Genomic DNA, 18704 nt, shown 5'->3' on the forward strand with positions numbered 1-18704 from the left:
GGCGCGCTTCACCGGGCGGAGGCGTCGATGTCGACGAGGAAGCTGCCCTGCTCGTGCACGGTGAGGCGATCTCCTGGAGATAGGATCGTCGAGGCGGCCGGCTCCTCGACGACGGCCGGTCCTTCGACGCGCATGCCCGGCCTCAGACGAGCGCGCTCGTACACGGGGCTCTCCAGCACGCCGAGCTCGTCGAAGTCGATGGCGCGCGCGCCCTTGCGCGCGGGCGTGGGATCCGGCGGAGAGCGATCGAGCCGCGCCGGACGCGGCCTGTCCACGGCGCCGACGGCTGCGACGTGGAGGCTCACGATCTCCACGGCCGCGTCCAGGCGAAACGTGTAACGCTGCTCGTGGAGGGCCTGGAAGCGCCCCAGGGTCTCGTTCAGCGCAGCGCTGTCCAGCGTGCCGTCGGGGAGGGGGACCTTGACGGTATGCTCCTGACCGGCATAACGCATCTCGGCGAAGCGGCGCGCGGAGACGCGGGCCGGATCGAGCCCTCCCCGACAGACGAGGGCGCTGCTCTCGTGCTCGAGCTCCCGGAGGAGAGCGGCGAGCGCGGCTGACTGCGAGGGCTCGGCGCGCACCAGCGCGGTCCGCACGAGGTCGGCCCGCGCGTCGGCCATGAGCATGCCCCAGGCCGAGAAATGCGCGGGTGCGACCGGGATGATGACCCGTCGGATCCGGAGGCTTCGCGCCAGGGCCGCGGCGTGCATCGAGCCGCCGCCGCCGAAGGCGACGAGCGCGAACTCCCGCGGATCGTGCCCGCGGCGGACGGTCACGCGCCTGAGCAGGCTCTCCGTCATCGCGTTTGCCAGGCGGACGACCCCGCGCGCGGCCTCGGCCTCGGTGACGCCGCAGGGCGCGGCGATGCGGTGGATCGCCCTGCGGGCGGCCTGCACGTCGAGCAGGATGCGGCCGCCGAGGAAGTACGCGGGGTTGATGCGGCCACACAGGAGGTTCGCGTCGGTGGTGGTCGGCTCCTCTCCACCTCGACCGTAGCAGGCCGGCCCCGGCACAGCGCCTGCCGATCGCGGGCCGACCTCCAGCCGTCCGGCCTCGTCGATACGGGCGATCGAGCCGCCGCCTGCGCCGATCTCCGCGATATCGATCACCGGGATCATGAGGGGGTATCCGGGGGACGTCGGGGTCCACTCCACTTTGTATTCGGTGGTGACGCGCGCCTCTCCGCCCTGGAGGACGGCGCACTTGGCGGTCGTGCCCCCGATATCGAGGGAAATGATGTCGCGCTCCCCGAGGAGCTGCCCGAGGGCGATGGCGCCGAGGACGCTGCCTGCAGGCCCGGACTCGACGAGGCGGATGGGCGCGGCGCTCGCCTCGGGGAACGTCGTGATGCCGCCGCTCGACTGCATGACATGGAGCGATGAACCGGCCGCGCCGCGCCTGGTCAATCTGCTCTCCAGGCCGCTCAGGTACGCGGCGGCGAGGGGCTGGACGTAGGCGTTCAGCACCGCGGTGCTCGTGCGCTCGTACTCGCGCCACTCCCGTGTGATCTCGGACGACGCGGTCACCGGCGTGGCGGGGGCCTCTGCCCGGGCGATCTCGGCGGCGCGGCGCTCGTGGGCCGGGTTCCGGTAGGCGTGCAGGAAGCAGATCGCGATCGCGCGGGCGCCCCGGTCGAGGAGCGCGCGGACGCCGCGCCGCACGCTGTCCTCGTCGAGCGGCGTCAGCACTTCGCCCTTGTGGTTCAGCCGCTCGGTGACCTCGAGGCGGAGATCTCGGGGGACGAAGGGCTCGGGTTTGTGGAATGAGAAGTTGTAGATGTCCGGCCGGTTGGCCCGGCCGATCTCCAGGACGTCGCGAAAGCCCCGCGTCGTGAGCAGCCCGGTCCGGGCGCCTTTGCGCTCGGTGAGGGCGTTGATGATCAGGGTGGTGCCGTGGATGAAGGACCCTATGCGGGCGGCGTCGATCCGCGCCGGATCGAGGGTCTCGAGGACACCTCGCGTGAGATCGTCCGGTGTGGTGGGGACCTTGGCGAGCGAGATCTCTCCTGTCTCCTCATCGAAGGCGACGAGGTCGGTGAACGTCCCGCCGATATCGCTGGCAACACGCATGAGCACGTCCTCCTGCGCGGGCCGGGCGATCGAGGCTGCGGGGGGCGATCAGCGGCCGCTCCGCCTCGCCGGATCGCCCCCGCCGGGGCACCATGGCAGCGCATTCGTTCTGGCTCGGACCTTCCCTGTGCTCTCTGTGCTCTGCGCGCAGCCGTGTCAATGAGGGGGCTCGCGCACGCGCGTAAGGCGCGACGGCAGAAGGTTCGAGCATGCGTGCCGAGCAGCAGTCGCCCCGCGCGGGGAGGGCGCGCCGATGCGCGCACACGCAGGGCGAGCGCGTCCAGGACCTCTCCGGTGCTGACGGCAGCCTGCGGTCGGTGGCCCGCGGATGCCGGCCGGGGAAGCCGGCGCGTTCGTTACGACGACCGCGTCGGCTTCCGCGGGGTCGGCGACGTACGCCCCTTCCGCTCCGGGACGCGCGAGCGATTCCCCGGGGTCGAGCGCTGTGCCGCCCTGACCGGTTCCGGCGCGAACACCTCGCTCATGGAGGCGGCCGTTGCGGCGCGGGCGATCCATCGATCGAGCTCCGCCGGGACGGTGCAGGCTTTGATGTGAGCGCGCTCCTCCGCCGTCAGCGACAGGCCGCGCGCGTCGAGCACGGCGAGCAGGGCCTCCTGCTTGCCCTCGATTTTGCCCTCGATCTTGCCCTCGGCTCTCCCGCGCTTCTCAAAGAAGAGCCGGAAACGTCGAGACGCTTGGGTTTCAGGGACTTTGCTCGGATCCATGGCCAGCTCCCTGAGCGAGGCGAGCATGGCGTCGCTCAGCACGGCCAGGATCGCACGTGCTTGCGCGTCTCGCAACGGCTCGTCGGTGAGGTGCTGCTCGGTGAGCTCCACGAACCTCGATGGCCCTGGTGAAACGCACGGTGGCATCGACCGCCTCCGCCGGCGTGCCGAACGGGATACCGGTGAGCCGCTGGAAGAGGTCGGCGAGCAGCGCTGGACGGTCCCGCAGCGCGACGATGAGCACCTCGTGCGGTGTTCCCGGCATCCGCTCCTCTCTACTCGATGCGAGGAGAGTTGGCGAGCCATCAAGTCGCGAGATCGATGCTCGTCCGAGGAGGCCCGTCCACCGGCCGGAGCATTCGTGAGAACCTTTCTTGCTATTCCTGACCAAACACGCCTGTCGCACGTAAGGAGGTGCGGAACGGGCCAAGGGCTACCTGCCAGAGGAGCGGAGAGCGGCCGCGTCGACCTGCCGCGAACCCAACGTGGGTGCGCCGGAGGTCCCGCGAGCGCCTCGGTCCCGGCGCCCCTGGCGGCCGCCACCCCCTCCGCCGCATCCGCCACCCCTGGCTGCCCGTAAGTCCCTGAAATTGCGTGCGTCCCTGCCTGGCACGTTGTTCGCGAAAGGGCTCGGACATGCAGGCCACGGCGCTCACGTTCTCGCTGCTCGGGCTCGACGCCCACCCCATCCGCGTGGAGGTCGATTCGGGCCGCGGCCCCTCGTTCTTTCAGATGGTGGGCCTCGCTGAGGCGAGCGTCCGAGAGAGCCGCGTGCGCGTCCGCGCCGCGCTCCAGCAACTCGGCATCGAGCTCGACGAGTATGTCATCACCGTGAACCTCGCCCCGGCAGACCTCAAGAAGAGCGGCGGCGCGTACGACCTCGCGATCGCCATCGCCGCGCTCGCCGCGCTCGGCAAGGTCCCGGCCGGAGGGCTCGACCAGATCGGCTTGCTCGGCGAGCTCTCGTTGAGCGGCGCGGTGCGCCCGGTGCGCGGCGTCCTGCCGGCGCTGCGCGGCGCGGCGGAGCAGGGGATCCTGCGCGCGATCGTGCCTCACGGCAACGCGCGCGAGGCGGCGAGCGTGGCCGGCGTCGACGTCTTCATCGCCGAGCACCTCGGCCAGGTCGTCGCGCATCTCCGCGGCAACAAGGCCCTCCCCGGCGCCGGCTCCGTGGCCACGATCGTCGCCGAGCCCGGCGCCGCGGCGGTGGATCTCGCCGAGGTCCGCGGCCAGCACGGGGCGCGCCGCGCCCTCGAGATCGCGGCCGCCGGCGGACACAACCTCATCATGCTGGGCCCGCCGGGCAGCGGAAAGACCATGTTGGCTCGCCGGCTGCCCACGATCATGCCGCCCATGTCCTACGAGGAGGCGCTGGACATCACCGCGATCCACTCGGTCGCCGGGCTGCTCTCCCCTGATCGGGGCCTCGTCGCGGCGCGCCCCTTCCGCGCCCCGCACCACACCGTGAGCGCCGCGGGCCTCGTCGGCGGCGGCGATCCGATCCGCCCGGGCGAGGTCTCCCTGGCCCACCATGGTTGCCTGTTCCTCGACGAGCTCCTCGAGTTCCGTCGCGGCGTCCTCGAGGCCCTCCGCGAGCCCCTCGAGGAGGGCACGGTCGCCCTCTGTCGCGCGCGCGCCCGCGTCGTCTTCCCTGCGCGTCCGATCCTGGTCGCCGCCATCAACCCTTGTCCGTGCGGCTTCTACGGGGATCGCGGGAATCGCTGCGTCTGCTCCCTCGACCGCGTGCGCGCCTATCGCGCGCGGCTGAGCGGGCCGCTGCTCGATCGCATCGATCTGCACATCGCCTTGCCGCCGGTCGACGTCGCTCACCTGTGCGCGCCGCTCGGGTCGGCGAAGGACGACGGCCGCGCGCCCTTGCACGCGCCCGAGAGCTCGGCCGCGGTGCGGGCGCGCGTCGTCGAGGCCCGGGCCGCGCAGCGCGCGCGCTTCGAGGCGGGGGAGGTCGCGGCGACGCACAACGCCGAGCTCGGCCCGCGCGATCTCGCGCGCGTGGCCATGCCGGACGTCTCCGGGGCGCGCGTGCTCGCGTCGGCCGTGGAGCGGCTCGGCCTCTCGGCACGGGCGTACACCAAGGTGCTGCGGGTCGCCCGGACGCTCGCCGACATGGACAGGAGCGCTGCCGTGCGCGCGGCGCACGTGGCCGAGGCGATCGGCGCGCGGCTGTTCGACCGCGAGGCCGCCTCCGGGCCTCCGCCCGTCACCGCCGCGGCCGGCGCCTGAGCCTGCCGCGCCACAAAAGACCATCGCGCCTGCACCCACGCAGGCGCGATCGCGGCCGCCCCGACGGCCGCGCCGAATCGGCTGTTCGCGCGCTCGGGGGCGCGCACGCGAAGCACGCGACACGCAACGAAGGCAGTTTGAAAGGAAGAGACCGAGATGATGACCGAGATCGCTGAGAAGCTCCGCACCGTGAAGACCGTCGTCGGCACCATCGAGAAGCAGTTCGGGAAGGGGGCGATCATGTCGTTGAACGATGAGAACGAGACCAGGGACATCGGCCTGATCCGGACCGGCTCGCTGTCGCTGGACGCGGCGCTCGGGATCGGCGGCTACCCGCGCGGGCGGATCGTGGAGATCTACGGCCCGGAGTCGTCGGGGAAGACCACCCTCACGCTCCACGCGATGCGGGAGGCGCAGCGGATGGGCGGGGTCGCCGCGTTCATCGACGCCGAGCACGCGTTCGACGTCACGTACGCGCGCTCGATCGGCGTCGACATCGACCGGCTCCTCGTCTCGCAGCCGGACAACGGCGAGCAGGCGCTCGAGATCGTCGAGATGCTCGCGCGCTCGAGCGCGGTCGACGTGATCGTCGTCGACTCGGTGGCTGCGCTCACGCCCAAGGCCGAGATCGAGGGCGACATGGGCGAGTCGCACATGGGCCTCCAGGCGCGGCTGATGAGCCAGGCGCTGCGGAAGCTCACGGGGATATGCCACCGGACCGACACGACGCTCATCTTCATCAACCAGCTCCGGCAGAAGATCGGCGTCGTCTTCGGCAACCCCGAGGTGACGACCGGCGGCAACGCGCTCAAGTTCTACGCGAGCGTGCGGCTCGACGTGCGGCGGGTGGGGCCGGTGAAGGTGAGCGACGAGGCCATAGGATCGAGGACACGCGTTAAGGTGGTAAAGAACAAAATGGCACCGCCCTTCAAAGAGGCCGAGTTCGACATCCGCTGGGGCGCTGGCATCGACGGCGCGGCGGACCTCATCGACTTCGCGTGCCAGCTCGGCGTGGTGGAGAAGAGCGGCGCACACCTGTCGTTCGCGGGCGAGCACATCGGGCAGGGGAGGGAGCGCGCCCGCGAGGCGCTGATCGGCAAGCCGACCCTCGCCACGTCGCTCCGCGCGGCCGTCGACGCGGCGGCGCCGGCGCGGCCCGGCGTCAGCGCAGCGATGGATGCGTGAGCCCGAGCGGGCGGCGCGCGGCAGCCCCGGGCCGCGGCGCGCCGCCCGCTCGGCTCGAACGACGGTTTGCTCGCGGGAGACACCGCGCCTCGTCGAGAGAGGAGCGAGGCAGCAGGAGACCTCGATGGACGGCGCTCGAGCGCTATCGAGCGACGGGTGACAGCGGAATACGACAGCAAACGACGTAATCGGCAGCAAACGACAGCAAACGACAGCAAACGACGACAACGACAACAACATCACGATCTGGAGCGCGTCATGAATGAGGGAATGAACAAGGTGATTCTCATGGGCAATCTCGGCTCGGATCCGGAGCTGCGGTACACCGGCAACGGCACGCCGGTGCTCCAGCTGCGCATGGCGACGAACGAGTCGTTCGTCGACAAGAACAAGGAGCCCAAGGAGCGCACCGAGTGGCACAACATCGTGTTCTGGGGGCCGCGCGCCGAGGCGCTCGCGAAGGTGCTGACCAAGGGCGACGGCGTGCTCATCGAGGGCGGGCTGCGGACGTCGAGCTACGAGAAGGACGGGATCCGGCGCTACCGCACCGAGGTGATCGCGCGGGAGCTCCGCTTCACCGGGCGCCGGTCCGTGGCGCAGCCGCCGCCCGGGCTGGAGGACGACGGCGAGGCGACGCAGCCCGGGGCCGCGATGCCGACCACCGCGCGGCCCGGGAAGAACGGGGCGCGGGGGCGGCCGCCGGAGGTGCCTGCGCTGGATGAGCTGCCGTACTGAGGGCGGAGAGACGGGCGAGGCGGCTGGGTGAAGCCGCCTCGCGGCGCTCCCAGCACGCCTCGCCGCCTGACGAGCGTCGTATTCACGTCACGGGCGGTCGCGCCAATGGTCGTTGCGCTGTCGGGCCGGTCGGCCAGCGTCGCGCGCTCGGTTCGGCGAGGGGGACGAGCACGCTCTCGTCGAGCGAGAGATCCCCGTTGAGCAGCGGCAGGCACCCTGGGACCCACCCCATCGCAGACGCATTGAGCACGGCGCTCGGCGAGTCGAGTGTTGCTGGATTCCAGCGGGACGAGCTTCCAAGGCCGATGCCTCACAACGCCGTCCGTCGCGGTCGCTGGCGCGCAGCGTCAGCCGCGCGATAGCTGAGTCGATGACTCGGGGTCGCCATCAACCGGTGGACACTATCCGGCGGTGCCGGCTGAAGAGCTCTTGTGTCCTACATGAGCACATGAAAATGAATCAATGCGTTGGGAAACGTTCGAAGTATGTTGACGAATGCCGTGTATTGACAGTAAACAGTGGATGCTAGGCTCGACCCGACCAGGTGCGATTCTCTTGCTGTACACGATCGACCTCCTCAACCGAATCTGCTCGGCCTGCGGAACGGCAACGTGGTAACCGTCAACCGAGGTACTTCATGCTCAGCAATGCTGCTCGTTTCCTGATGGTCTCTGCTGCTGCTTCTCTCGTCGCGCTCGGCTCCGCGCCCGCCGAGGCGTGCCAGGAGATCGCCGATGAGGCGCTCGATCTCGCCGCGGCTCAGACGCCGCTCGCCAGCGGCGCCGCGCTCTTCACGCTCATCCAGAAGAATGTCTGGGGTTATTCGTCCTCGGACCTCGGCGTGCTCTGGGGGTCGCCCAGCCCGAGTTCCGCTGTCTACTATGACAACGCCGTCGATCTCATCGACGTCATTGGCACTGCCGCTGGCGATGACTTCACGCCGATCACGAACATCGCGAACATCGCCGCGGGCGACGTCCTGGTGATCGACGCGACCGGCACCTACAGCGGGCACACCGCCATCGTCACGGGTGCGCCGCAGCAGATCAACGCGCTCAACCCGAAGATCGGCACCAACACGCAATGGGCGTTGCCGATCGTCGACTCCACCACCTCGGTGCATGGGTGCAGCACCATCTTCCCCGACGACCGCTTCACCGCCTCGGCGCCAGGCTCGTGCACCGGGACGTTCAGGGGCGGGGTGGGGACGGCCTTCATGCGTATCTATGCCGATGCGACGACGGGAGAGCTGACCGGACACACCTGGAGCGTCACCTCGGGCGGCACCTTCTACGCGCAGAGCGGGACGACTTACCCCGTGCGCTCCTTCGTGATCGCCAGGCAGCAATCCTGCCCCCTGCTCTGATCCGCCTCTGAGCGCCGCGCCGGCGCGCGCCTGCCGAGCGCCGGCGCGCGCCTGAGATCAACGGGCGCTCTCGTCGCTCCACGCCCCTCGAGCTCGGACGTCCTCACCGCTCGCGGGCGCGGAGGCCCCCGGGCTCACCGCATTCCCTGCTTCTGATCCGCCGCGGGCACGCGGCAGAGCTGCGCGATGCCGCGGCCGCTCAGCTTCTCGCCCGTCAGCTCGAACTGCGGCACATACATGCAGAAGCGCCCGCTCTTCTCGGTCGCGATGCTCGCCCGGCGCGAGATCATGCCCTCGAGCTCCGAGCGCGTGACGGCCGTGTCCGTCTTGAGCGTGTCCGTGACCCGGAGCTCGGGCGCGTTCGGGCAGCTCATCGAGGCGGAGACGGTGAGGTTGGGCTTCACCTTCTCCTGGTCGCCAGCCCTTGCCCCTGCTTGACCCCCGCTCTGCGCGCTGCCCGCCTGGCCGCCTTGAGCGCCGCCGGCCTGAGCGCCTGCATGGGCCTGGCTGCCGCCCTGAGCACCGCCGGCCTGGCTGCCGCCGGGAGCACCACCCGCCGGGGCCTGGCTGCCGCCGGTGTCACGGCTGCGATCCTGAGCGCCGCCGGCCTGAGCCTGGCTGCCGCCGGCAGGGCCTTGAGCCGCACCGCCGGTCTGGCCCTGCGCGCCCGCGCCGCCTCGCCCCTGAGGGCCGCCGCCTGGCTGGGCCCCCGACGGCTGCTGCGACTTGCCCGCCGCGGCGGGCTCGATCCGGCCGTTCACGGAAGCCGTGTAGGTGCACCCTTCCTCGACTTTAAATGAGATCTGCTCCTTGAGCGTCATCGCCTTGTGGCGTTGCCCCTGTTGCTGCTGCTGTTGCTGTTGCGCGCGTTGCCCACTGCTCGCGCCGTGCTGGTCGCCCTGCTGCTGCGCGCCGCCCTGGTGCGCGCCACCCTGCGCCGTCCCGCGGGCGCCGCCCTGCTGCTGCGCGCCGCCGTGGGCCGCTCCCGGCGTGCCCGATTCGCGCTGCTGCGGCGGGCTCGTGCTGCCCGTCTGAGCGGCGGAGAGCGCCGGCGCGACCGCGAGGGCGCCCATGGCGAGCGCGAGATGGATGGACCGATTCGACTTCATAATACCCCCCAACAACGTAGAACCTGCTTCCGATCGTCTTCGCCACCGTCTCAGGCCGACCGCCCACCTAGGCGGCCCGCTCCCAGACCTTCCGCGACAGCGCGTCCTTGATCCACGCGAGGTGCCGCTGCTCGTCGGCGTAATTGCGCTCGACGATGGCCCGCGCCTCGGTCGTGAGCGACTCGTTCAGCGCCGCCTGGTATTGCCGGTTCGTCAGCTCCTCGTTGCCGCGCATCGCGATCAGCGCGCTCTGGTCTCCCATGCTCGTGATCGCCGTGAACCCTTCGATGAGCTTGCCCTTGAGGTCGCGGCTCGCTGCCGGGGCGCCGCCGAGCGACGTCACGTGTGCGCTCAGATCCACCACGTGGCGCCCGTGATCGTCCCTGAACCTCGCGAGCATTTCCCTGGTCTGAGCGTGCTCGCACGCCTTGATGGCCTGCTCGTAAGCGGCGATCGCGTCGCGATCGAGCTGGATGAGGTCGTTGAGCACCTCGATGACGTCTCTCGCCATGATCGACACTCCTTCCGGGGTCGCGCTCCTCACGGACCCCCCGCCGACCACCTTGGGCATTTGCGCGGGGACGCAAGCCGCGCGCGGGTCGTGCGCCGAGCCTGGCGCCGCCGCGGCCGCGCTCGGCTCGACGGCCCGCGACGAGCCGTGGGAGGCGGCGGCCGCGAGGGGCTGCCTGGCACCCCGTTCAGCCCGGCGACCTCGACCTGGCACGGACCGTGAACTCCGTCGGGAAACCCTGAGGACTTCCGCGGACCGGCGCGGTCAGCGCCGGCCACGCGGGGAGATGGGATGTGCCTATGAAACGCTCTCTTGGCTCCTCGATCCGCGCCGCGCTCGCGCTGCTCCTCGTCGCCGCCTCCGCGGCGTGCGCCGAGGGGCTCGCGAACGCGCCGAGCATCAACCGCGAATGGACCCCGGACGACCGCGAGCAGGACGCCATCGCGAACGGCCCGCGCTCGTGCCCGAGGGAAGGCCAGGATCCGCTCGCGCCCCCCGGGGAGCAACGCGAGATCTGTCCCAAGGTCGCTCCGCCGACGCTGCCCAACCTCGCCGCCACGCCCTGACGGCCCGATCGAGGCCGTGCTCGCCACGAGGACGGCAGAATGTCTCGGCTGAGGCGAACTGCCTCAACCCGCAGGAACGATCCTACGGCTCTGGCGCGCCGTCCTCCGCCGCGGAGCCGGCCGCGGGGGGGCGGCTCCGCGGCTCGCCGGCGGCGCACTCGCGGAGCCCGGCGTCCGCCGAGGCGAGGCTGGACCGGTCGGCCCGGCGATGCTGCGGCGCGATCGGGATCGTGATGGGCTCCTCGATGAGCTCCGGCGCGAGCGCGCCGCCCTCGGGGACGAGGCGCGGCTCGCCGGGCCTGCGATCCTCGGCCACCTTCCACGCGCGAGGCACCCTCCGCAGACCGACGGGGTAGATGGTGAGGCCCTCTCGGTGGACGTGAATCCGCAAGAAGTTCTTATAGTCCTCGATCTGGAGCGCCGAGAACGCCTCGTTGCCATGGCGCCGCGCGACGTTGAGCGAGATCAGGAGGTAGATGCCCATCAGCGTCGACCCGACCACGGCGCCGGTCACGCCGACGAAGAGCGTCACGCCGACGATGCTCCACATCGACTGGAGGCTCCGGACGTCGACGCCGAGCAGCGCGCCGCCGGCATAAGCGAGCCCCAGCGCGGCCCCCAGGTGCGCGAGCCCGTGGAGCGAGCCGGCGAGGCGGCGATACCAGGTCTTGTGCGTGTCGGTGAAGACGATGAACACGAGCAGGACGACGAGGACCCACGCGACGGCGCCAGGGCCGGGCCGGGGCAGCGTCAGCGAAGAGAGCATGTAGACGAACGCCGCGACGGGCCAGAAGCCGAGGTTGTACCGGGCGAACAAGAGGTTGCGCCAGGTGAGGCGGCGCGACTCCGACTCTGACGGAAATGACGCCTTCAAGGTGTAGGGGCGCTGGTCCGCGCCCGCGCCGGAGCGGACCACGGCGACCGGCTCGCCGTGGGTCGGGTGGAGGAACGCGCCGCCGCCGCCGGCGATGATGTTCTGCCGGCCGTCCGCGGACTCGTGGCGTCGATAGTGGTGCAGATCTCCGGCGATGCGCGCGACGACCTCGATCCCGGGCCGCGCGTCGGCGAGCTGCTTCTCGAAGAAGGCGAGGTTGCTCTGGAGATCGGGGTTGTAGATGGCGCCCTTCACCCAGTCGGGCTCGGCGGTGCAGAGGACCACGCGATCCCCGTCGCGCATGTCGTGCCTCGCCAGCTTGCAGAAATACTCGATCTGCGGCTGGTCGATGTCGGACTCCAGCTGGATGTCCACGCCGAGCAGCCAGAAGCCGCGGGGGAGCCTCAGCGCGAAGTAGCTCCGCGACTGGAGCGTCTTCCACGCGCCGAGCGTGCGCTTCTGGCCGAAGAGGCGCATGAAGCTCATCAGCCCGTCGTACCAGTCGTGATTGCCCGGGATCGCGAACAGGTGCGGCGGCTCCTTCACGTCGGCCTTCGGGAGCGCGGCCGCGTAGGGCTCGACGAGGCGCGTCCAGTACGCCTGCCGCGTGGCCGAGGGATACACCTGGTCCCCGCCCATGATCAGCACCTCTCCGCGCCGCGTCTCCCGGCCGCCGAGCGAGAGCGTCGGCCGGGCGAGCAGGCTCGCGATCGCATAGGTGGAGTTGAAGCCGTCGCCCGTGTCCGCCACGTAGTCGATCCAGATCTCGCCGCGCGCGACGCCGTGTCGGACCGCATAGTCGAAGGGCGGCTGCGGCCCCGCGATCGCCTCGATGAGGCGGAAATCGCCGCGCGCGCCGATCAGGCGGGAGACGGTCAGGTCGAGCGCGGCGCGGGCCAGCTGGAACGGGCTGTACCAGCTCGTCATGGTGATCCGCTGGAGCGCCTCGAGCCGCTCGCGATCCCGGCGATCGGTCATCCATTCCCTCCCGTCCTGCCGACGGTATCACCGCCGGAGCGCGGCGTCGCCTCCGCGCCGCGCGCCGGATCGTGCTCAATCCCGCGTCGCGAGCTCACCCGGGTAAGCCGGACGACCCGGGAGGCCGCGCGGCGGCGCGCGATCAGGCGCCGTCCTTGAGGCAGTTGGCGAGCTCGCTGAGGAGCTTGTCGGTCGCCTCCAGCCCGCTCGTGAAGACCTCGCCGTCCCTGGGCCGACGGGAGAGCCGCATGTCGGGAGAGAGCCGGTAGGGCGAGCCCTTCGGCTGGACAAGCCGGAGCACCTTGGCGTGGTCGAGCGGGGTGTCCTCGCGCAGGTGCAGCGTGACCCCCTTGGCGCTCGCCTCGCACGCGAGCGCCTTCAGCCGGCGCAGCTCGGTCTTGAGCCGCATGAGGTGCACGAACCGGCGCGCCTCGATCGGCGGCGGGCCGAAGCGATCCTCCATCTCGACCGCGAGGTCCTGCACGTCCTCGGCCGAGCTGGCGCCGGCGAAGCGCTTGTAGAGGGAGAGGCGTACGCCCACGTCGGAAATGTATTCCTCTGGCAGAAGCGCATCGGCGTCGAAGGAGAGCTCGGGGTCGACGTCGTGGACCACGGGCTCGCCGCGGAGCTCGTGGACGGCCTCGTCGAGCATCTGGCAGAAGAGCTCGAAGCCGACCTGGGCGACGGTGCCGCTCTGCTCGGCGCCGAGGAGATCGCCGGCGCCGCGCAGCTCGAGATCGAGCGAGGCGATCTGGAAGCCGGAGCCGAGCTCGGTGTGGCGCTCGAGGGCCTCGATGCGGGCGCGGGCCTCGTCGGTCATGGCGTTCGGGGGCGGGACGATGAGGTAGCAGTAGGCCCGCTCCTTGGAGCGGCCGACGCGGCCGCGCAGCTGGTAGAGCTGCGAGAGGCCGAACATGTCGGCGCGGTCGATGAGGATGGTGTTGGCGCGGGGGATGTCGAGGCCGCTCTCGATGATGGCGGTGGCGCAGAGGACGTCGTAGCGGCCCTCGACGAAGTCGAGCATGGCCTGCTCGAGGTTGTGCTCGCTCATCTGGCCGTGCGCGACGCAGATGCGGGCGCTCGGGACGAGCTCGGCGAGGCGGGCGGCGCGCTCGTAGAGGCCCTCGACGCGGTTGTAGACGTAGAAGACCTGGCCGCCGCGGCCGAGCTCGCGGAGGACGGCCTCGCGGATGACGGCCTCGTCGTGGCGGGTAACCACGGTGCGGATGGCGCGGCGGTCGACCGGGGGGGTGGTGATGATCGACATGTCGCGGAGGCCGGAGACCGCCATCTGGAGGGTGCGGGGGATGGGGGTGGCCGAGAGCGTGAGGACGTCGACGTTGGTCTTGAGGGCCTTGATGCGCTCCTTGTGGGTGACGCCGAAGCGCTGCTCCTCGTCGACGACGAGCAAGCCGAGCCGCTTGAAGTGGATGTCCTTGGAGAGGAGGCGGTGCGTGCCGATGACGACGTCGACGCTGCCGTCGCGGAGGCCGCGGGAGACCTCGTCCTGCTCCTGCTTGGTCTGGAAGCGGGACATGGCGCGGACCTCGATGGGGTAGGAGGCCATGCGGGACTTGAAGCTGAGGTAGTGCTGCTGGGCGAGCACCGTGGTTGGGCAGAGGACGGCCACCTGCCTGCCGGCGTTGGCGGCGCGGAAGGCGGCGCGGATGGCAACCTCGGTCTTGCCGAAGCCGACGTCGCCGCAGACGAGGCGGTCCATGGGACGGCCGGACTCGAGGTCGGCCGCAACCTCGGTGATGGCCCGCGCCTGGTCGGGCGTCTCGTCGAAGGGGAACGTCGCTTCGAAGGCACGGTAATCGTCGTCCTGGAGCGGAATGGGCGTGGCCGTGGCGGCGCGGCGCTCGGCGTAGAGGCGCAGGAGCTCGTCGGCCATCTTGCGGACGCTCTTCTCGACCCGCGCCTTCGTCTTGGCAAAGGTCTGCCCGCCGAGCCGATCGAGCTTGGGGGCGCCTTCGCCGCCGCTGAATTTCTGGATTTGGTTGAGGCGGTAGACCGGCAGGTAGAGCTTGTCGCCGCCGGCGTACTCCACGGCGATGAGGTCGACCGTGGTTGCGCCGACCTGCTTGTGGACGAGGCCGAGGTACCGGCCGATGCCGTGCTCTACATGGACGACGTAGTCGCCGACGCCCAGGTTGCGGAGGTCCTCGAGGAAGGCCTGCGCGGGTTTTGTGGCGGAGGCGGAGGCGCGAGCGGCGCGGCGGTGGGCGCGGGCCCCGAAGATTTCCTCTTCCGTGACCAGCGCTAGCCCCTCCGCCGGAGCGATGACGCCACGCGCAAGGGAGCCTGTGACGACGAGGGCGGTGTCGCGTGGAGCGGTCGAGCTGTTGCCGTCGAGGAACGCCGGGTCGAACGGACCGAGGTTGGCCTTCACCCGCACGTCTCGGTGGCGGAGCAGCGCAACCAAGCGCTCAACCTGGGTCTGTGCGCGCGCGGCGATCAGCACCCGCAGGCCCGCTTCTTGCCATGCGACGACGCGGCGGACGAGCGGGTCCAGAGCGCCGTGCTTGCCTCGTGACGCGCGGGCCGCCTTGATGGCGCGCTCGAGGTCCGACTGGTCCCGCGCGGCGATCGAGGGGGCATCCTCGGGGGCGACCTCGAAGCGTTCCAGCGAGTCCTGACTTTCCACGGCACCCTCAACCCCGGTGCGATGCAGCGCAACCACGGTGCGGTGGCCGAGCCACGACGCGACGTGCGCCTCGTCCTCGTAGAAGGCGCCGAGCGGGAAGTGCGGTTCGCGATCCTTGTGGCTCCGGTCGGCGGCGGCGCGACCGAGCTCGTCGCGCAGGGCGGCGGTGAGGGAGGCCGGATCCTCGAGAACGACGAGGGCGTCGCCGGGCAGGTACGAGGTGAAGGCGGCGAGGTCGATGTACGCCGGCAAATAGCCCTCGGCCCCGAAGAAGGCACGGCCGCTGGCAACGTCGTCGACCAGGGCGCGCGCCTTGGTCGAGGGGAAGTCGATGGCGTCGCAGGCGGCACGGACGCGCTGGCGGGCGCGCTCGACGTTGCCTGGCGTGAGGATCGCCTCGCGGGCCGGCGGCAGCCAGACCTCCTTCACGTCGGCGATCGTGCGCTGATCGTCGGGGTTGAAGGTCTTGATCGACGCGATGACGTCGCCGTAAAAATCGATGCGCACCGGCAGCTCGGCCGAGGGCGCCCAGACATCGAGGAGGGCACCGCGGACGGCGAAGGAGCCAGGGTCTTCCACGAGGGGGCTGCGAACGTAGCCAGCGGCGCCGAGGCGGGCGGAGAGCGCGTCGCGATCCATCTCCTGTTCGGCGATGACGAGCTCGGCGTGCTCGGTGACCTCGTCCTTGGGAACGACCTTACGGGCGAGCGCGGCGACGGGGCAGACGAGGACCGACCACGGCAGGTCCATGCCGAGGTGGAAGAGCGTGGCGAGGCGGGTCTGGGCGCCGCGGCGGTCCGGGTTGACGTCCGCGTAGGGGCTGGCCTCGTTCGGCACGTAGAGAAGGACGCGACCGGAGGCCGTGGAGCCGGTGGCCTCGGCGTCGTCGGCGTTTCGGTCGGCGAGCAGGAACGAGGCGTCGGCTGCCAGGGCGCGGGCGCTGTCGACGTCAGGGGTGAGGGCGAGGATGCGGCGGCCGGCGGCGGCTGCCACGAGGCGACGGATGACGAGCGCGCCGGCCGAGCCGGCTGAGCCCGTCACGTGGAATGTGCCAGGCGGCGCTGCGGCGAGCTCCGCGGCGAGATCGCGGGGGGTGACGATCCGGCGGTCCGAGGGGAGGTCGAACGACGGGAGCGGCTCGTGGTCGGCGGGCGTGGAGGCGGGGGGGCCGCTGGCGGACGTGTCGTTCGAGGCGGCGTCGTCGAGGTCGCCTGAGAGCTCGCTGAGGGTAGCGGTGAGTGGGGAGCTTGCGGAGGAGAGGAGGGAGCGCTCGGAGGGCATCGGCGCAGCGCGGTCTAGCATGGGCGGCACCATCCGACCCGACCGGGCGCTATCCATCCACCCGTCCCGGACCGGCTCCGCGGACCACCTCCGCGCGGACCCCGACGGCACCCGAGGACCCCGCGCGCGCGGACCCGCGCGGACCCGACCGTGGTTGCGGCAGCAGCAGCAGCGCAGCAGCAGCAGCGCGCGGACCTCACCGTGGTTTCGGCGCGCCGGACCCGGCGCGCGGACCCGACCGTGGTTGCGAAATTGTGAACTAGACCGACCCGACCGTGGTTGCGCAGTCCTTGCGCGTCCTCCGCGACCGTGGTTGCGCCGGTCCTCGGACCCGACCGTCATTGGAGCGCGCCGCCGCCGCAGGTCGCGGCGCACCCTCAACCACAACCTACGGCGCTCGCGACCGGAACTAGAGGTCGATTATGATCGGTGCGTGGAGGTGGCGCGGAGCGGCTGAGCGCGGCCTGAGGCCCGGCACATCGTCATGTCGGAGCCGGATCCGAACGCGACCGGGTTTCCACCCAACTCGACAATCGCGGCGGTCCGCCCGAGTCAGGCGAGCAGAGAGCTGCCCCACGCCGCGGTAGCCAAGACGCCGAACTGGACATGGCGAGCCTATGAGCACGCCGAGTGAGCGTGCACCTCGCGAGCCTGCGCACCATCCATAGATTAGGTCAGCACGCTCCAGCTTATGGTCGTACGACGGGAGAGGTAACGCTCGCGGCCGACGCTCCCTCGTCGTTGAGATTCAGGATACGCTCGCCCTGCCTATGCTTCGGCGAGCTCGCCGTTACCAACGCTGACCCCGTGGAACACACGCATCCACCATGTCCCGATGGGGAACATTGTATTGCGTACGCCAGCGCGCCATTGCTCGAGTGATTTACGATATGAGGTGCGAAAGGCATGTATCGCGGCGATGGCGTTGTTTCGCGCATCTGGTTGTCCGCGGCCAACCGCGAATGTTGGGTTGATGTCGCGGATCGGTTCGATGGTTGTCGCGCGTTTGTAAGGCGAAACTTTGCCTGCACGTGCAGGGCCGAGGAAGCCACGTCTTTGTCGCTTCAGGGTAGCACGAGCTCGCTTCTCGTGTAGATCGAGTTGTGCTGCGATATCACTCCGAAACCGCTCGGCGTCGCTGTTCGCAATCATGGGTGGAAGTGTGATTTGTATGGTGGCTTCCTCGGTCCACTCTGGGTTCTTCGGATTGAAGTAAATCTCAGGGCGTCGGGCGCGCAGTGCGCCGCAGCCGAGTTCGCGGACGAGTACTTTCGCACCTGGCCATTCGTGCGCATGCTCCACGATGCCGGCAATTACCGGGTTGGCCAGTGTGTAGGCGATTTTCTCCACTAATGCATCCCTTGTTGATAGGTGTACTGCGCTCGTTGTCGCATGGTCCCATATTGGGCCTTCCCAGGCTCGCAGAATTTTCGCTCCGAGCGCGACAATGCGGTGGAACCGCTGAAGGAAGCGTGGGAGCTCACCACGTGTATCTGTAACAACAAGATGAAGGTGGGTGGACATCACACAGAGCGCATGTACGAGGATCCCATAGCGTTGTGCCGAGACCGCCAGGCTATAGATCACGAGTCGTGTGATGGCGGAATCGGGGCGGAGGAGGAAGTGCCTTCGCAGGACACGGCGCGTGAGAAGGTAGGTAGCGCCAGGGACGATCGCGCGGGGCTGACTCATGTTCGTGGGCGATACCAAGAGTCGTGCCACGCGGTGAAAGCGGCTGATGAGGACGACGATGGCGCTCGGGCGGGTGGCGGCCGCCACCCGCTCCGCCACATCTCGCCACTCGACCGACGAACTCGCTGATCGATCGATGTGAGCAGGCTAACAAATGCTAAGCTGTGATGAGATGTGGGGAGTATTACGTTGATCGAAGGTCCAAAGGTCCAAAAGATCTGAAGATCCACCCGCCCGGCCCGGGCCCGCGGGCCCGCGGGCCCGAACGTACCGTGGTTGCGATTCAGCCCGCCTCATCCCCCAAACCGACCGTGGTTGCGACCGTCCTCGGCCCCGGGCGCGAATGTACCGTGGTTGCGATTCAGCCCGCCTCATCCCCCCAAACCGACCGTGGTTGCGACCACCCCAAAGCCGACCGTGGTTGCGACCACCCACCACCCCACCCCGCCCCGCCCCGGCGCCCCGCCGCCCCGCCGGATGACGAGGCCGCCGGGCCCCTACAAGCCTGGCACTCAGCTGCCGTGGAACCCCGCGGGGACGCGGACCGGGAGGTGGACCTCGGCTATCGGGTCGGCCTCGACGTTCGCCGCGTCCAGGATCGCGAGATAGCTCGTGCCGCGACCGCGATCGTGCGCGAACGTCATCAGGTACCCCTCGTCCCCGGTGTCCGCAGCGCCTCGGCGAGCCCCAGGCACGAAGATCCTCGACCGGTCGTGACACTGCCG

At 70.2% G+C, this 18704-nt stretch carries 13 protein-coding genes; 5 read left to right on the plus strand and 8 right to left on the minus strand.

Translation table 11 applies throughout. From position 1 onward, the window contains the following. Window positions 1-8 precede the first annotated feature (8 nt). A complete protein-coding gene (locus WMF20_RS15105; protein WP_437614258.1) occupies window positions 9-2069 on the minus strand; it encodes a hydantoinase/oxoprolinase family protein in 2061 nt (686 codons plus the stop codon). Window positions 2070-2425: 356 nt separating this feature from the next. After that, window positions 2426-2905: a hypothetical protein gene (locus tag WMF20_RS15110; protein WP_437614260.1), complete on the minus strand. Its 480-nt coding sequence runs from the start codon at window positions 2903-2905 to the stop codon at window positions 2426-2428. A 525-nt stretch (window positions 2906-3430) separates the two neighbouring features. Here WMF20_RS15110 and WMF20_RS15115 point away from each other — a divergent pair. The 4 genes from WMF20_RS15115 to WMF20_RS15130 all read left to right on the plus strand — a co-directional run bounded on the left by WMF20_RS15115 (window position 3431) and on the right by WMF20_RS15130 (window position 8321). Further along, window positions 3431-5035, plus strand: a complete 1605-nt coding sequence (locus tag WMF20_RS15115; RefSeq protein WP_437614262.1) for a YifB family Mg chelatase-like AAA ATPase — start codon at window positions 3431-3433, stop codon at window positions 5033-5035. Between the two features lie 156 nt (window positions 5036-5191). After that, window positions 5192-6220 carry a recombinase RecA gene (gene recA, locus WMF20_RS15120; RefSeq protein ID WP_129575008.1) on the plus strand — a complete coding sequence of 343 codons (1029 nt, stop codon included), beginning with the start codon at window positions 5192-5194 and terminating at the stop codon, window positions 6218-6220. 270 nt (window positions 6221-6490) lie between these two features. Further along, a complete protein-coding gene (locus WMF20_RS15125; protein ID WP_237245348.1) occupies window positions 6491-6955 on the plus strand; it encodes a single-stranded DNA-binding protein in 465 nt (154 codons plus the stop codon). Window positions 6956-7592: 637 nt separating this feature from the next. Further along, a complete protein-coding gene (locus WMF20_RS15130; protein ID WP_437614265.1) occupies window positions 7593-8321 on the plus strand; it encodes a hypothetical protein in 729 nt (242 codons plus the stop codon). 134 nt (window positions 8322-8455) lie between these two features. Here WMF20_RS15130 and WMF20_RS15135 read toward each other — a convergent pair whose 3' ends face one another. Together WMF20_RS15135 and WMF20_RS15140 are read right to left on the minus strand one after the other, a co-directional pair. Further along, window positions 8456-9430, minus strand: a complete 975-nt coding sequence (locus WMF20_RS15135) for a hypothetical protein (RefSeq protein ID WP_437614267.1) — start codon at window positions 9428-9430, stop codon at window positions 8456-8458. 67 nt (window positions 9431-9497) lie between these two features. Further along, a complete protein-coding gene (locus tag WMF20_RS15140; RefSeq protein WP_129575018.1) occupies window positions 9498-9941 on the minus strand; it encodes a PA2169 family four-helix-bundle protein in 444 nt (147 codons plus the stop codon). Between the two features lie 299 nt (window positions 9942-10240). On the opposite strand from WMF20_RS15140, the gene WMF20_RS15145 reads away from it, so the two are divergent. Next, a complete protein-coding gene (locus tag WMF20_RS15145) occupies window positions 10241-10507 on the plus strand; it encodes a hypothetical protein (protein WP_129575019.1) in 267 nt (88 codons plus the stop codon). A gap of 82 nt (window positions 10508-10589) precedes the next feature. Here the strand turns inward: WMF20_RS15145 and WMF20_RS15150 are convergent, their stop codons facing one another. The 4 genes from WMF20_RS15150 to WMF20_RS15165 all read right to left on the minus strand — a co-directional run bounded on the left by WMF20_RS15150 (window position 10590) and on the right by WMF20_RS15165 (window position 18674). Next, the gene (locus tag WMF20_RS15150; protein WP_437614269.1) at window positions 10590-12359 is read right to left on the minus strand and encodes a metallophosphoesterase; all 1770 of its coding nucleotides are present in this window, start codon (window positions 12357-12359) and stop codon (window positions 10590-10592) included. Window positions 12360-12501: 142 nt separating this feature from the next. Next, window positions 12502-16629 carry a transcription-repair coupling factor gene (gene mfd, locus WMF20_RS15155; protein WP_437614271.1) on the minus strand — a complete coding sequence of 1376 codons (4128 nt, stop codon included), beginning with the start codon at window positions 16627-16629 and terminating at the stop codon, window positions 12502-12504. Window positions 16630-17055: 426 nt separating this feature from the next. After that, window positions 17056-17979, minus strand: coding sequence for a transposase (locus tag WMF20_RS15160; RefSeq protein ID WP_437617125.1), 924 nt, complete (start codon window positions 17977-17979; stop codon window positions 17056-17058). 512 nt (window positions 17980-18491) lie between these two features. Beyond that, entirely contained in the window at window positions 18492-18674 is a 183-nt protein-coding gene (locus tag WMF20_RS15165) for a carotenoid oxygenase family protein (RefSeq protein ID WP_437614273.1), read from the minus strand. Window positions 18675-18704 lie beyond the last annotated feature (30 nt).

This window comes from Sorangium sp. So ce834 (genome assembly GCF_051521425.1).
Taxonomy (GTDB): Bacteria; Myxococcota_A; Polyangia; order Polyangiales; family Polyangiaceae; genus Sorangium; species Sorangium cellulosum_D.